17 protein-coding genes are annotated in these 14,227 nt (G+C 69.1%); 12 read left to right on the top strand and 5 right to left on the bottom strand.

What is annotated here, in order from left to right:
- Positions 1-2: 2 nt before the first annotated feature.
- Complete coding sequence (locus BN3385_RS21225; protein WP_059019732.1) at positions 3-530, top strand: 2'-5' RNA ligase family protein; 528 nt, start codon at positions 3-5, stop codon at positions 528-530.
- Here the strand turns inward: BN3385_RS21225 and BN3385_RS21220 are convergent.
- Positions 527-1,120, bottom strand: a complete 594-nt coding sequence (locus BN3385_RS21220; RefSeq protein WP_059019730.1) for a TetR/AcrR family transcriptional regulator C-terminal domain-containing protein — start codon at positions 1,118-1,120, stop codon at positions 527-529. The genes BN3385_RS21225 and BN3385_RS21220 overlap by 4 nt on opposite strands.
- 58 nt (positions 1,121-1,178) lie before the next feature.
- Between BN3385_RS21220 and bioB the strand changes: the two genes are divergently transcribed.
- Genes bioB through BN3385_RS21200 form a run of 4 tightly spaced genes read left to right on the top strand, consistent with a single transcriptional unit; the run spans position 1,179 to position 3,798 of the window.
- Positions 1,179-2,186 carry a biotin synthase BioB gene (gene bioB, locus BN3385_RS21215; RefSeq protein WP_059019727.1) on the top strand — a complete coding sequence of 336 codons (1,008 nt, stop codon included), beginning with the start codon at positions 1,179-1,181 and terminating at the stop codon, positions 2,184-2,186.
- A 5-nt stretch (positions 2,187-2,191) separates the two neighbouring features.
- Complete coding sequence (gene bsaP / locus BN3385_RS21210; RefSeq protein ID WP_059022270.1) at positions 2,192-2,419, top strand: biotin synthase auxiliary protein BsaP; 228 nt, start codon at positions 2,192-2,194, stop codon at positions 2,417-2,419.
- A complete protein-coding gene (locus BN3385_RS21205) occupies positions 2,416-3,021 on the top strand; it encodes a DUF2567 domain-containing protein (protein WP_059019726.1) in 606 nt (201 codons plus the stop codon). The genes bsaP and BN3385_RS21205 overlap by 4 nt, the downstream gene beginning before the upstream one ends.
- 51 nt (positions 3,022-3,072) lie before the next feature.
- Positions 3,073-3,798: a maleylpyruvate isomerase family mycothiol-dependent enzyme gene (locus BN3385_RS21200; protein ID WP_059019724.1), complete on the top strand. Its 726-nt coding sequence runs from the start codon at positions 3,073-3,075 to the stop codon at positions 3,796-3,798.
- Between the two features lie 4 nt (positions 3,799-3,802).
- On the opposite strand, the gene BN3385_RS21195 is transcribed toward BN3385_RS21200, so the two are convergent.
- Together BN3385_RS21195 and BN3385_RS21190 are read right to left on the bottom strand one after the other, a co-directional pair.
- A complete protein-coding gene (locus BN3385_RS21195; protein ID WP_059019722.1) occupies positions 3,803-5,134 on the bottom strand; it encodes a lipase family protein in 1,332 nt (443 codons plus the stop codon).
- A gap of 44 nt (positions 5,135-5,178) precedes the next feature.
- On the bottom strand, positions 5,179-5,871 hold the full coding sequence (locus BN3385_RS21190; protein ID WP_059019720.1) for an NUDIX hydrolase: 693 nt from the start codon (positions 5,869-5,871) through the stop codon (positions 5,179-5,181).
- 48 nt (positions 5,872-5,919) lie between these two features.
- Here BN3385_RS21190 and nadA point away from each other — a divergent pair, with 48 nt between their 5' ends.
- Genes nadA through nadC form a run of 3 tightly spaced genes read left to right on the top strand, consistent with a single transcriptional unit; the run spans position 5,920 to position 9,385 of the window.
- Complete coding sequence (gene nadA / locus BN3385_RS21185) at positions 5,920-6,969, top strand: quinolinate synthase NadA (protein ID WP_059019718.1); 1,050 nt, start codon at positions 5,920-5,922, stop codon at positions 6,967-6,969.
- Positions 6,966-8,531 (top strand): L-aspartate oxidase, encoded by a 1,566-nt coding sequence (locus BN3385_RS21180; RefSeq protein ID WP_059019716.1) that lies wholly within the window; start codon positions 6,966-6,968, stop codon positions 8,529-8,531. The genes nadA and BN3385_RS21180 overlap by 4 nt, the downstream gene beginning before the upstream one ends.
- Entirely contained in the window at positions 8,528-9,385 is an 858-nt protein-coding gene (nadC, locus tag BN3385_RS21175; protein WP_059019713.1) for a carboxylating nicotinate-nucleotide diphosphorylase, read from the top strand. The genes BN3385_RS21180 and nadC overlap by 4 nt, the downstream gene beginning before the upstream one ends.
- Positions 9,386-9,389: 4 nt before the next feature.
- Here nadC and BN3385_RS21170 read toward each other — a convergent pair whose 3' ends face one another.
- Positions 9,390-9,803, bottom strand: a complete 414-nt coding sequence (locus tag BN3385_RS21170; RefSeq protein WP_059022267.1) for a nitroreductase family deazaflavin-dependent oxidoreductase — start codon at positions 9,801-9,803, stop codon at positions 9,390-9,392.
- Between the two features lie 8 nt (positions 9,804-9,811).
- On the bottom strand, positions 9,812-10,450 hold the full coding sequence (locus BN3385_RS21165; protein ID WP_059019711.1) for a LysE family transporter: 639 nt from the start codon (positions 10,448-10,450) through the stop codon (positions 9,812-9,814).
- Positions 10,451-10,528: 78 nt separating this feature from the next.
- Here BN3385_RS21165 and hisD point away from each other — a divergent pair, with 78 nt between their 5' ends.
- From hisD to hisH, 4 genes are read left to right on the top strand one after another with little or no spacing between them, the layout of a single operon-like run.
- The gene (gene hisD, locus BN3385_RS21160; RefSeq protein ID WP_059019709.1) at positions 10,529-11,857 is read left to right on the top strand and encodes a histidinol dehydrogenase; all 1,329 of its coding nucleotides are present in this window, start codon (positions 10,529-10,531) and stop codon (positions 11,855-11,857) included.
- A complete protein-coding gene (locus BN3385_RS21155; RefSeq protein ID WP_059019707.1) occupies positions 11,854-12,987 on the top strand; it encodes a histidinol-phosphate transaminase in 1,134 nt (377 codons plus the stop codon). The genes hisD and BN3385_RS21155 overlap by 4 nt, the downstream gene beginning before the upstream one ends.
- Positions 12,984-13,610: an imidazoleglycerol-phosphate dehydratase HisB gene (hisB, locus tag BN3385_RS21150; RefSeq protein WP_059019705.1), complete on the top strand. Its 627-nt coding sequence runs from the start codon at positions 12,984-12,986 to the stop codon at positions 13,608-13,610. Before BN3385_RS21155 ends, hisB begins: the two co-directional genes overlap by 4 nt.
- Positions 13,607-14,227, top strand: a complete 621-nt coding sequence (hisH, locus tag BN3385_RS21145; protein WP_059019704.1) for an imidazole glycerol phosphate synthase subunit HisH — start codon at positions 13,607-13,609, stop codon at positions 14,225-14,227. Before hisB ends, hisH begins: the two co-directional genes overlap by 4 nt.

Raw genomic sequence — 14,227 nt, 5'->3', positions numbered from 1 at the left:
CGATGGCGCACTCGATCGAGGTATTGCTCGACGACCGCAGCGACGCCGCGATCCGCCAGGTCTGGACGGCGCTCGATGACGCCGGATTGCCCAGCCAGGTGCGGGTGAAGTCGGCGTCCAACCGCCCCCACATCACGCTGATCGCCGCCGAGCGGATCGCGCCGGAAGTCGACGACTCTCTGCTGAAACTCGAGCCGTCCTTCCCGCTGGCCGTCCTGGTGGGAGCGCCGCTGATCTTCGGGGGCGGACGGCTCACCCTGGCCCGGCTCGGCGTGGCCTCGGAGCAGCTTCTGGACCTGCACCGTGAGGTCTACGAACGCTGCCTGGCGCATGTGCCGGGGGAGCCGTATGGGCACAGTGCACCCGGGCGCTGGACCCCGCACGTCACCTTGGGCCGCCGGTTCACCCCGGAGCAGATCGGCACTGCGATCCAGGTCATCGACGGGCTCTGCGCCGATATCAGCGCCCGCATCGTCGGGCTGCGCCGCTGGGACGGTGACCAGCGGGTCGAAACCATGCTGATCGGTTAGGGCGCGTCGGCGGTGGCCAGCCGCTGGGCGGCCAGCCCGTCGGTCAGCAGCTGCAGGCCGAAGGTGAACCCCGCCGACGGATCCGACGAGAGCACCGACTGCTGATCGGGCAGATCCGCCCCGGCGGCGTCCCACTGCAGCCGGGACTGTTCGTCGGCGGTGACACCCAGCACGTAGTGCAACACCGTCCGCGCGGCCTGCACCCGGTGTCCGGGGTCTACGCCGGCTTCACCGGCCGCCTCGGCCAGCACGCCCAGGATGTGCTCGACGGCGCGGGATTGCCCGGCCGCGAAACTCGCCGACACCAGTTCGGCGCCGTCGGTATGCGACAGCAGAGCATCGCGCAGGGCCCGGCACACCAGCTCGATGCGCTCTCGCCAGCCGGCAGCGGGCAGCTCCGCGCAGGCCGGGGCCAGCACCTCGTCGGCCACGGCGCCGAGCAGTTCCTGCTTGTTGGCGAAATGCCAATACAGCGCGCCGGGCGTCACGTCGAGCTCGCGGGCGAGCCGGCGCATCGTGAGGTCGGCGATGCCGTAGTTGTCCAGGATGGCGGCGGCCTTGGCCACCACGTCGCGTTTGTGCAGCTGCACGCGATTACTCTAACCTGAACGCTGTTCAAGTTCGACACGTAGCAGGAGGAGCGCGCCGGTGACGCAGGCAGCTGTGGACGTATTGGCATCGGCCCGGGAACAGGTTCTCGAGCGCGGTGAGGGCCTGTCCCAGGAGCAGATCCTCGAAGTCCTGCAGCTGCCCGACGATCGGCTCGAAGAACTGCTCGCCCTGGCCCATGAGGTCCGGATGCGCTGGTGCGGTCCCGAGGTCGAGGTCGAGGGCATCATCAGCTTGAAAACCGGCGGCTGCCCTGAGGATTGCCACTTCTGCTCGCAGTCGGGTCTGTTCTCCTCGCCGGTGCGCAGCGCCTGGCTGGACATCCCGAGCCTCGTCGAAGCCGCCAAGCAGACCGCCAAGACCGGCGCCACCGAGTTCTGCATTGTCGCTGCTGTCCGTGGCCCCGACGAGCGGCTGATGTCCCAGGTCGCCGCCGGTATCGAGGCCATCCGCAACGAAGTGGAGATCCACGTCGCCTGCTCGCTGGGCATGCTCAACCAGGAGCAGGTGGACCGGCTGGCCGAGATGGGTGTGCACCGCTACAACCACAACCTGGAGACGGCGAAGTCGTTCTTCCCCAACGTGGTCACCACCCACACCTGGGAGGAGCGCTGGGAGACGCTGCAGATGGTCCGCGACGCCGGGATGGAGGTGTGCTGCGGCGGCATCCTCGGAATGGGCGAGACGCTGGAGCAGCGCGCCGAGTTCGCCGCCAACCTCGCCGAGCTCGATCCGCACGAGGTGCCGCTGAACTTCCTGAACCCGCGTCCCGGCACGCCGTTCGGTGACCTCGAGGTGCTGCCCGCCGCCGAGGCGCTCAAGGCGGTGGCCGCGTTCCGCCTCGCACTGCCGCGCACGATGCTGCGCTTCGCCGGCGGCCGGGAGATCACCCTGGGTGACCTCGGCGCGAAGAAGGGCATCCTGGGCGGTGTGAACGCTGTCATCGTCGGCAACTACCTGACCACGCTGGGGCGGCCCGCCGAGGCTGATCTCGAATTGCTCGATGATCTGCAGATGCCGATCAAGGCTCTGAACGCCAGCCTGTAGTGGAGATGGTCGCGCAGTTGCCCGCGCCGGTCGGCGCCGGGATCTACAACGTCTACACCGGGGCGCAGGCGGGCAGCGCGGTGCCGACCGCCGCTCAGCTGGGCCTCGAGCCGCCGCGGTTCTGTGCCGAATGCGGCCGGCGGATGGTGGTGCAGGTCCGTCCGGACGGCTGGTGGGCCGAGTGTTCCCGGCACGGCCACGTGGACTCCAAGGACCTGGAGACGGAGCGATGAGCGTCTCGGCTCCGCGGTTCTCCCGGCGGCAGGCTGCGGTCACCGTGGTGGTCGGGTTGGCCGTGGCCGGTGCGCTTGTGGGTGCGTTGTGGTCCTGGCTGGCCCCGCCGGCACACGGCGTGGTGGCGTTGACCCGGTCGGGTCAGCGCATCCAGACGTATCTGGGTAGCGAGTCCGATCACCTGTTCGTGGCGGCAGCCATGTTGATCGGCATGCTCACGCCACTGGCGATCATCGCCGCGGTCCTGGTGTGGCAGTGGCGGGCGCATCGCGGGCCGGTGCTGGTGACGGCGCTGTGGGCCGGATCGGTGGCGGCTGCGGCTGCTGCCGCCGGAGTCGGTGCGGCACTGGTGCATTGGCGCTACGGCGCCGTCCCGTTCGAGACGGCCCCGGTGACGCCGGAGAACCGCGTCTACTACTTCACCGAGGCGCCGCCGGTGTTCTTCGCGCACGGGCCGTTGCAGATCGCCACCACGCTGTTGTTCCCGGCGGCGATCGCGGCCCTGACCTACGCGTTGATCGCGGTGGCCACCCCGCGCGACGACCTCGGGGCGTGGCCGGCGCAGGAGCATCCCGCGCTCCCGATTCCCGCGCAACCCTAGACGTCGCAAACCCGCCAGCACCCCGGCTCCGCCGATGGTGTGGTTAGTGCCATGAACACTCAGGTTGTCAACGCCTTCGTCGACGCGCTGTTATCGGTGAAGCCTGACGCTCCGACCGCATGTGCCGGCTGGTCGGTCCACGAATTGACTGCTCACCTGGCGGCCGGATCGGCCGAGATCGCCGACGTGGTCGATGGTGAGCTCGAAGGGGGCCCGAGTCGGCCGACCCGGGACTTTGAAGAACGGGAATCGCCCTATCGCGCACTGGCCCCAGAAGTGGTGCGGGAGGCGTTCTTTCGCGAAGCACTGCGGGCTGCGGCGGCCACCGAGCGATTGGCCGAAGCCGGAGCCCAGGTGTGGTTCACCGGCGTACGCCTGGATGCGGCGACCCTGGTGGCACATATCGAGAGCGAGCTCGTGCTGCACCGCTGGGATCTGGTCGGCTCCGACGATCTCGGTGTCGACCTGCTCAGCGATCCGCGGTTGGGGGATCACGCCGTCAACACTGTGACAGGTATGCGGCCCAACGTCTTTCCGGCCCGCTCCGGTCCGCACCGGACGATCCTGTTACGCGCCTGCGGCGCACGCGATGTGGCGGTGACGGGCGGTGCGGTCACGAGCGTCACGCTTGCCGGCGAGCGGGGGGACTACCCGGCGGTGGTCTGCCATCCCGCGGCACGGACGCTTCTGCTGTGGGGCCGACGCCCCGAGGGGTTGCCCGCACCGGTCGGTGACCCGGACACCGTCGCGGCACTGGTGGGAATGCTGTGCCCGTAACGGATTACAGCGGGCGGAACGGAACGCGGCCACCCGACATCACCCGGGTGACGATGCCGCCCAGGCGCCACATCCCGGCATAGGTCATCGGGTTGAGCAGTGTCGGCCAGTGCGTGCGGATGATGTGAGCGTCCAGCGGCCGCCCGGCGAACCGGTCGGTCAGCCAGCGCAACGTCATCGGGGCCGACATCGGGTGCAGCAGCATGTGCTCGCTGAACATGTCGCGGTGGTAGGTCACCTGCGCGCCACCGGCGTAATAGGTCTGCGCCAGATCGTCGATGTCCTCCACCGCGATCACCGAGTCGTGCACCGCCTGCACGATCAGCACCGGCAGGCTCGGCGCGGTGCCGCCCAGCTTGATGCTGGCGAAAACGTCCTGCACCTCAGGCATCTCGAGAACCTCATCGAGCGGCGGGCGCACCAGGTCGTCCATGTCTTTGCGGAACAGCCGGATGATGGCTTCCAGGGTGGTCATCCGTTCCAGGCTGGCCAGCAGCGCGCGGCCATCCTCGGTGGCGTGCTCCTCGATCACCCGGTTGAGGTCGGGGAAGGTCTTGGCCAGGGCCGAGACCACCAGCGCGGGCAGCGCCGCCAGGTTGGAGCCGTTGAGTCTGCGGAACGTGTTGCCCAGATCGCCCACCGGGGAGCCCAGCACGGCACCGACGATATTGAGTTCGGGCGCGTATTCGGCGTGCACCTCGGCGGCCCAGGCGCTGGCCAGCCCGCCGCCGGAGTAGCCCCACAGGCCGACCCGGGTGTCCTTGGCCAAACCGAACCGTTCGAAGTTCAAGGTGGCGCGCAGGCCGTCGAGCACCCGATAGCCGGGCTCGTGCGGGGCGCCCCACATGCCGTCGGGACCTTCGTGATCGGGTACCGACACCACCCAGCCCTCGGCCAGGGCGGCAGCCACCAGCAGGTATTCAAGCTGAGCCAGCGAACCGACCGCCTTGGCCCGCCTGCGCATCGCATACGACGGGAAGCAGCGCGAGGACACCGCATCGATGGCGCACTGGTAGGACACCACGTGGCGGGTGTGCTCGGGGCTGTGGCCGGCGGGCACCAGCACCGTGGTGACGGCGGCCTGCGGGTTGCCGTTGAGATCGTGCGAGCGGTACAGCAGTTGGGTGGCGTTCACCCGCTGCGGAACCAGCCCGAGAAAGCCCAGTTCGACGTCGCGGGAGCGCAGCACCGTGCCCGGCTCGGCGTGCTCGAAGCCGGCCGGCGGTTCGTAGAACGGGTCGTTGCTGGGCAGCACCGGACGGCCACCCCGTACGAGCTCCTCGTGCGGTGCGCGGCCGATCCATTCAGGGCTCGGGGCCCCGGCAGCAACAGTCATCGCAAACCTTCTTACCTTAAGAAGGGTCTAAGAATCCAGTCGACTCACCCGGGTGGACGCAGTGCGGCGAACTCGTCGGTGACCCGGATCTGGGAGTCGGTGAAGCGATATAGCGCGGCCGGCCGGCCCCCGCTGCGGCCCGGGTGAGCGGTGGTTCCGGTGGGGGTGATGACGCCCCGGCGGGCCAGCACCCGCTGCAGGTTGGTCGCATCAACCTGGTAGCCCAGTGCCGCGCCGTAGATATCACGCAGCGTGGAAAGGGCGAATTCCCTTGGTGCCAGGGCGAATCCGATATTGGTATAGGACAGCTTGGCCACCAGGCGGGCTTGGGCGTAGGCCACCATGGGTCCGTGGTCGAAGGCCATCGGGGGCAGCGCGTTCACCGGGTGCCACCGGGTGTCCGGCGGCAGTTCGGGGGTCGCGGGGGAGGGCACCAGGCCGAGGAACGTGGAGGCGATGGTGCGGACGCCGGGCACCCGGCCCGGATCGGAGAACACCGCGAGTTGCTCCAAGTGGGCGATCTCACGCACGTCGACCTTCTCGGCAAGCTGCCGGCGAACTGACGTCGTCAAATCTTCGTCGTCGCGCAGTCGGCCGCCGGGCAGGGCCCATTTGCCGCGCTCGGGATCCAGCGCCCGCTGCCATAACAGCACGTTGAGCGCGGGTTTCCGGGAGGTGACGTCACCAACCTGGAATACGACGGCGAGCACTTCATGTTCAGTGCTAGTATGACCCATGTTTTCGATTATAAGTCGAAAACCCCGGACACCAGACAGGAGGCGGCAATGACCGTCCTGGATCGTGCGGATGCGGCCGCCAACGGCCTGGCCGCGCATATCACCGACGGCCCCGGTGGCTACACCGGCGTGATCGGTGACGAGGAGTGGGCTGCCGAGGTGCGCCGGCTGGCGACACTGCGCGGCGCGACCATCCTGGCGCACAACTACCAGCTGCCTGCCATCCAGGATGTGGCCGATCATGTCGGTGACTCGCTGGCGCTGTCCCGGATCGCGGCCGACGCCCCCGAGGACACCATCGTGTTCTGCGGTGTGCACTTCATGGCCGAGACGGCCAAGATTCTGAGCCCGGACAAGACCGTCCTGATCCCCGATCAGCGGGCCGGCTGCTCACTGGCCGACTCCATCACGGCCGACGAACTGCGGGCGTGGAAGGCCGAGTACCCGGACGCTGTCGTGGTGTCCTACGTCAACACCACGGCCGCGGTGAAGGCGCTGACCGACATCTGCTGCACGTCGTCGAACGCCGTTGAGGTGGTGGCCTCCATCCCCGCCGATCGCGAGGTGTTGTTCTGCCCCGATCAATTCCTGGGAGCCCACGTCCGCCGGGTCACCGGCCGGGAGAACTTGCACATCTGGGCCGGTGAATGCCACGTGCACGCCGGCATCAACGGTGACGAGCTGGCCGATCAGGCTCGCAGCCACCCCGACGCCGAGCTGTTCGTCCACCCCGAATGTGGTTGCGCCACATCGGCGTTGTATCTGGCCGGTGAGGGTGCCTTCCCGGCTGACCGGGTCAAGATCCTGTCCACCGGCGGGATGCTCGACGCGGCCAAGGAGTCGCACGCCAAGCAGGTCCTGGTGGCCACCGAGGTCGGCATGCTGCACCAGTTGCGCCGTGCCGCACCGGGTATCGACTTCCAGGCGGTCAACGATCGGGCGTCCTGCAAGTACATGAAGATGATCACGCCTGCCGCCCTGCTGCGCTGCCTGATCGAGGCCGCCGACGAAGTCGACGTCGATCCCGAGACCGCCCGCCTGGCCCGCGCCAGCGTGCAGCGGATGATCGAGATCGGTCAACCTGGCGGCGGGGAATGACACGCCCCGCGGCCTGCGGTGCCAACAGCGCGGGCCTCGACTGGCAGCAGCGCGCCGATGTCGTTGTGATCGGCACCGGCGTGGCCGGCCTGGCCGCCGCGCTGGCGGCGCACCGCAAGGGCCGTCGCACCGTCATCGTCAGCAAGGCCGATGACACGGCGACGTTCTACGCGCAGGGCGGCATCGCGGTGGTCCTGCCGCATACCGAGGACTCCGTGGAGGCTCACGTCCGCGACACGCTTGCGGCTGGTGCGGGTCTGTGCGACCCGGACGCCGTGCGTTCGATCGTCGCCGACGGCTACCGCGCGGTGGCCGATCTGGTGGATGACGGTGCCCGTTTCGACGAGAGCGCACCCGGCCAGTGGGCGCTGACCCGCGAGGGCGGCCATTCCATGCGCCGCATCATCCACGCCGGTGGCGACGCGACCGGGGCCGAGGTGCAGCGCGCCCTCAATCACGCTGCGGCCACCCTCGACATCCGGCGCAACCATGTGGCACTGGAGATCCTGCACGACGGTGCCGCCGTCACCGGAGTGCTGGTGCGTAACTCCGACGGGCTCGGTGTGGTGCACGCCCCGTCGGTCATCCTGGCCACCGGCGGCGCGGGCCATCTGTACAGCGCCACCACCAATCCCGAGGGCTCCACCGGTGACGGCATCGCGCTGGCGCTGTGGGCCGGTGTCGGGGTCAGTGACGTCGAGTTCGTCCAGTTTCACCCCACCATGCTGTTCAGCCGGGACGCCGGCGGGCGTAGGCCGCTGATCACCGAAGCGCTGCGCGGCGAGGGAGCGGTGTTGCGCGACGCCCGCGGACAGTCGGTTACCGCCGGGGTGCACCCGATGGGTGATCTGGCTCCGCGCGACGTGGTCGCCGCGGCCATCGAAGCCAGGCTGCGCGAAACCGGCGACGAGTGCGTCTTCCTCGACGCGCGGTCGATCGACGACCTCGAGCGCCGCTTCCCGACGGTCACCGCGGCCTGCCTCGCCGCGGGAATCGACCCGACGGCACAACCGATTCCGGTGGTTCCCGGCGCGCACTACAGCTGCGGCGGGGTGCTCACCGACGTGTACGGCCGTACCGAACTTCCCGGCTTGTTCGCCGCCGGTGAGGTGGCCCGCACCGGCATGCACGGCGCCAACCGGCTGGCGTCCAACAGCCTGTTGGAAGGCCTGGTGGTCGGTGGCCGGGCCGGCAGGCTGGCGGCCGCACACGCCGAGAGTGCCGGTGTGCCGCTGGCGAAAGCGACACCGGTGCAGCGTGATTCGCTGGATCGACGGGTTTTGCAGTCGGCGATGACGCACTACGCCTCGGTGGTTCGGGACGGCGGTGGGCTGCAGACGCTCACCGAACTGTTGTCGACGGCGACGGACCGCCGGCTGACCAGCCGCGCCGACTTCGAAGACGTCGCGTTGACGGCCACCGCCCGCGTCGTCACGGCAGCTGCGCTGGCCCGCACCGAATCCCGCGGCTGCCACCACCGCAGTGACTACCCGGACACCGATCCGGCGCAGGCGTTCAGCCGTAGCCTGCATGCCGAACCGGCCACCGCCTGCCTGTCATGACACTGACCGACGACGAGCGCGCGCAAGCGCTGAGCACGATTCGCCGCGGCCTCGACGAGGATCTGCGCTACGGGCCCGACGTCACCACGGTGGCCACCGTGCCCGAGGACGCCACCACCGTCGCCTCCCTGGTCGCTCGCGAACCCGGGGTGGCCGCCGGCATCGATGTGGCGCTGCTGGTGCTCGATGAGGTCCTCGGCGCCGATGGCTACCAGGTCCTCGAGCGGGTCGACGACGGCACCCGCCTGGAGGCCGGCTCGACGTTGCTGCGGGTGCAGGGGCCCACCCGCGGCCTACTGACCGCCGAGCGCACGTTGCTGAACCTCGTCTGCCACCTGTCCGGGATCGCGACGGCCACCGCCGCCTGGGTCGACGCCGTCGAGGGCACCAACGCGAAGATCCGGGACACCCGCAAGACGCTGCCCGGCCTGCGTGCCCTGCAGAAGTACGCGGTCCGCGTCGGCGGCGGGGTGAATCACCGGATGGGTCTCGGCGACGCCGCCCTGATCAAGGACAACCATGTCGCGGCCGCAGGATCGGTCGTGGCCGCCCTGCACGCCGTTCGGGCGGCAGCGCCGGATCTGCCGTGCGAAGTCGAAGTCGACACTCTCGAACAGCTCGACGAGGTGCTCGCCGAGGATGTGCAGCTGATCCTGCTGGACAACTTCCCGGTCTGGCAGACCCAGATCGCCGTTCAGCGCCGCGACGCCCGTGCCCCCGGAGTGCTGCTGGAGTCATCCGGCGGGCTGAGCCTGGACACCGCCGCCGAGTACGCCGGCACCGGGGTGGACTACCTGGCCGTCGGCGCGCTGACGCACTCGGTGCGGGTCCTCGACGTCGGCCTGGACCTGTGAGCCGCTAGGCGATATCGGCCGCGAAGGCCCCGACGCCCCGCCGTAGCTGAGTGCGGGCCATACGCGGCAGACCCGGTTCGTCGGAGCCGGCCGGCAGCACCCGGGGATTGACCAGATGCAGGTCCTCGCCCTTGACATGAATATCGGCCTCACCGGCGGCCAGGATGTTCTTGACCCAGTTCGTCTTTCCGTGGATCAGCATGATCACCACGGTGTTGCCGGTCCGGTAGGGCGTCACGACCGTCTCGTACTGCGTGCCCGACGTCCGGCCGCGATGCTTGATGACGGCCATGCCCGGCAGGTACTTGGCGAGCGGCTGGATGATCGGGTTGAGGTACTTGATCTGGAAGTTCTCCGCCCACACCGGAACCTTCATCGGCACGCCGGGGGCATTGTTGGGGTGATCTTTGGTCGCCATGGCGACCATCATGCCGTCGTGGCGGCGCGGCGCACCAGGGAGAGCACCACGGCCGCCGCGGCGAACAACCCGGAGAAGGTGCGGTTCATGATCGTCTGCTGACGCGGGGTGCGCAGCCACCGCAGCAGCCGGGCGGCGAGCCCGGTGTAGGCGCCCATCACCACCAGGTCGACCACCACCATCGTCGCCGCGATCGCCAGATACTGGGGTAGCAGCGGCGCCGTCGGCACCACGAACTGCGGCAGCACCGCCAGCAGGAACACCAGGCCCTTCGGATTGGTCACATTGACCAGGAACCCGCGCACCACCAGGGACAATCGCCCGCAGTCCGCTGACGCATTGAGTTGCTCGCCGAGGTCGCCGGGGCGGATTCGCCATTGCCGCACGGCCAGGAACACCAGGTAGGCCACCCCGATCCACTTGATCACGGTGAACGCGACGACGGACTGGGCCACGGCCGCGCCCAGCCCCACGGCCACCGCCGCCAGCTGCACCATCAGCCCGATCTCCAGGCCGGTGATACTCCAGTAACCGCGGCGCAGACCGCAGCTCAGACCGGTGGACATCGACTGGATCGCACCGGCTCCGGGGGAGACGCTGATCGCGATCGAGGCGCCGATGAACGCCAACCACAGGTCCCATTGCATTACCGCAGTATCGGGGCTGTGCCCGCCGGTGCCCAATCGATTTTTATTCGGGTGCACCGATACGGGACAATTGCAGGGATGACCAGCTTCGCGATGTCCCGGATCGACCTGCGCGGTGCACACCTGACCGCCGCCCAGTTGCGCTCAGCGCTGCCCCGGGGCGGGGTGGACGTCGACGCGGTCGTTCCGACGGTGCGTCCCATCGTCGACGATGTGGCCGCCCGCGGCGCTGTTGCGGCACTGGAGTCCGGCGAGAAGTTCGACGGGGTGCGGCCGCAGGCGGTGCGGGTGCCCGAGTCGGCACTGGCCGACGCGCTGGCTGATCTGGACCCGGCGGTGCGCACCGCCCTCGAGGTGGCCATCGAGCGGACCCGTGCGGTGCACGCCGATCAGCGGCGCACCGACACCACCACGCTGTTCGACAACGGCGCCGCCGTCACCGAACGCTGGGTTCCGGTCGAGCGGGTCGGCCTCTACGTGCCGGGCGGCAACGCGGTGTACCCGTCCAGTGTCGTGATGAACGTGGTGCCGGCCCAGGCCGCCGGCGTCGAATCGCTGGTGGTGGCCAGCCCGCCGCAGGCCCAATTCGGTGGCTTGCCGCACCCGACCATCCTCGCCGCCGCGCGGCTGCTCGGTGTGGACGAGGTGTGGGCCGTCGGCGGCGCGCAGTCGGTCGCACTGCTGGCCTTCGGCGGCACCGACACCGACGGCACCGAACTGGCACCAGTGGACATGATCACCGGGCCGGGCAACATATACGTCACCGCCGCCAAGCGCATCTGCCGCTCTCAGGTGGGTATCGACGCCGAGGCAGGCCCGACCGAGATCGCGATCCTGGCCGACTACACCGCCGATCCGGTGCATGTCGCTGCCGACCTGATCAGCCAGGCCGAGCATGACGTGATGGCCGCCAGCGTGCTGGTCACCGACAGTGTGGCCCTGGCCGATGCCACCGACATCGAGCTGGGCGATCAGCTGCAGACCACCGTGCACCGTGAGCGGGTCACCGAGGCGCTGACCGGCAAGCAGTCGGCCATCGTCCTGGTCGACGACATCGACACTGGTCTTCGGGTGGTGAACGCTTATGCCGCAGAGCATTTGGAGATCCAGACCGTGGAAGCCAACGAGGTGGCGAGCCGCGTGCGTGCGGCCGGGGCGATCTTCGTCGGGCCGTGGTCGCCGGTGAGCCTGGGTGACTACTGCGCTGGTTCCAACCACGTGCTGCCCACCGCGGGCTGTGCGCGGCACTCCAGTGGACTATCGGTGCAGACGTTCCTGCGCGGTATCCACGTCGTCGACTACACCGAGGCCGCCCTCAAGGACGTCGCCGGTCACGTCATCACCCTCGCCAAGGCCGAGGACCTGCCCGCCCACGGTGAGGCGGTCCGCCGGAGGTTCGAGAGATGACGGTGCCCGGCGCCGGCATCGGTCTGTCCGATCTGCCGCTGCGCGACGACCTGCGCGGCAAGTCGCCCTACGGCGCACCGCAACTCGACGTTCCGGTGCGGCTGAACACCAACGAGAACCCGCACCCGCCGAGCCAGGCGCTCATCGACGATGTCGCGCGCTCGGTGCAGGCCGCCGCCGCCGACCTGCACCGCTATCCCGACCGCGATGCGGTCGAGTTGCGCCGCGACCTCGCCGCCTACCTGCGGACCCAGACCGGTGTTCCGGTGGGTGTCGAGAACCTCTGGGCGGCAAACGGATCCAACGAGATCCTGCAGCAGCTGCTGCAGGCGTTCGGTGGACCCGGCCGCTCCGCGATCGGCTTCGTGCCGTCGTACTCGATGCACCCGATCATCTCCAATGGCACCCAGACCGAGTGGATCGAGTCGACGCGGGCCAGCGATTTCAGCCTCGACGTGCCCGCCGCCGTGGCGGTCATCGCCGACCGGAATCCCGACGTGGTCTTCGTGACCAGCCCGAACAACCCGTCGGGACAGAGCATTCCGCTCGACGACCTGCGCCGCCTGCTGGACGCGATGACGCACGGCATCCTGATTGTCGACGAGGCCTACGGCGAGTTCTCCAGCCAGCCCAGCGCCATTGCGCTGATCGACGAGTACCCGACCCGGGTGATCGTCAGCCGCACGATGAGTAAGGCCTTCGCCTTCGCCGGCGGCAGGCTGGGCTATCTCGTCGCCGCTCCGGCGATCATCGACGCCGTGCTCCTGGTCCGGCTGCCCTACCACCTGTCGGTGGTCACCCAGGCCGCTGCCCGCGCGGCACTGCGGCACGCCGACGACACCCTGGCCAGCGTCGCCGAACTCATCGCCGAACGAAACCGGGTCAGCGCCGCACTCGAGGAGCAGGGCTACCGGGTGATCCCCAGCGACGCCAACTTCGTCCTCTTCGGTGAATTCGCCGACGCCGCGGCCGCCTGGCAGCGCTACCTGGACAACGGCATCCTCATCCGTGACGTCGGGATCCCCGGATATCTGCGCACCACCATCGGATTGGCCGACGAGAACGACGCTTTCCTGGCTGCCAGCGCACGGCTGGCCGCCACCGAACTGGCTCACATAGGAGCACCATGACTGCCATCGACAGCCCCGCCCGCCGCGCGAAGGTCGAACGCAAGACCAAGGAATCCGACATCGTCGTCGAACTCGACCTTGACGGAACCGGCGATGTCCGGGTGGACACCGGGGTGCCGTTCTTCGACCACATGCTGACCTCACTGGGCACCCACGCCAGCTTCGACATGACCGTCACCGCCCGCGGGGACGTCGACATCGAGGGTCACCACACCATCGAGGACACCGCGATCGTGCTAGGCACCGCACTCGGTCAGGCCCTCGGCGACAAGAAGGGCATCCGCCGCTTCGGTGACGCCTACATCCCGATGGACGAGACCCTGGCGCATGCCGCCGTCGACCTGTCCGGCCGGCCGTACTTCGTGCACACCGGCGAGCCGGAGTTCATGGTGGAGTTCACGATTGCGGGTTCCAGCGTGCCATACCACACCGTGGTGAACCGTCACGTCTTCGAGTCGCTGGCGTTCAACGCCCGTATCGCGCTGCACGTGCGCACCCTGTACGGCCGCGACCCGCACCACATCACCGAGGCGCAGTACAAGGCAGTGGCCCGTGCGCTTCGGCAGGCCGTCGAGCCCGACCCGCGGGTGGCCGGTGTGCCGTCCACCAAAGGCGCACTGTGACAGCCAAATCGGTGGTGGTGCTCGACTACGGATCGGGCAACCTGCGCTCGGCGCAGCGTGCGCTGGAACGGGTCGGCGCCGACGTCGAGGTCACCGCGGATGCCGACCGCGCCTTGGCGGCCGATGGTCTGCTGGTTCCCGGTGTGGGCGCCTACGAAGCCTGCATGACCGGGTTGCGGGGTATCGGCGGTGAGCGCATCATCGCCGACCGGGTGGCCGCTGGCCGGCCGGTGCTCGGAGTGTGTGTCGGGATGCAGATCCTGTTCGCGCGCGGTGTGGAGTTCGGTGTCGAGTCGGTGGGCTGCGGACAGTGGCCGGGCTCGGTAACCCGGCTCGATGCCCCGGTCATCCCGCATATGGGCTGGAACGTCGTCGAGGCCGCACCCGGCAGTGCGCTCTTCAAGGGTCTGGACGCCGATACCCGGTTCTACTTCGTGCACTCCTACGCGGCGCAGGAGTGGGAGGGCGCATCCGACGCGCTGCTGACATGGGCCACCCATCACGTGCGGTTCCTGGCCGCCGTCGAGGACGGCCCGTTGTCGGCCACACAGTTTCATCCGGAGAAGAGCGGCGACGCCGGGGCGGCGCTGCTCGCGAATTGGGTTGAGGGGCTTTAA

The sequence above is a fragment of the Mycobacterium sp. M26 genome (assembly GCF_001494595.1).
GTDB lineage: Bacteria > Actinomycetota > Actinomycetes > Mycobacteriales > Mycobacteriaceae > Mycobacterium.
This window is presented reverse-complemented; position numbering and strand designations above follow the sequence as displayed.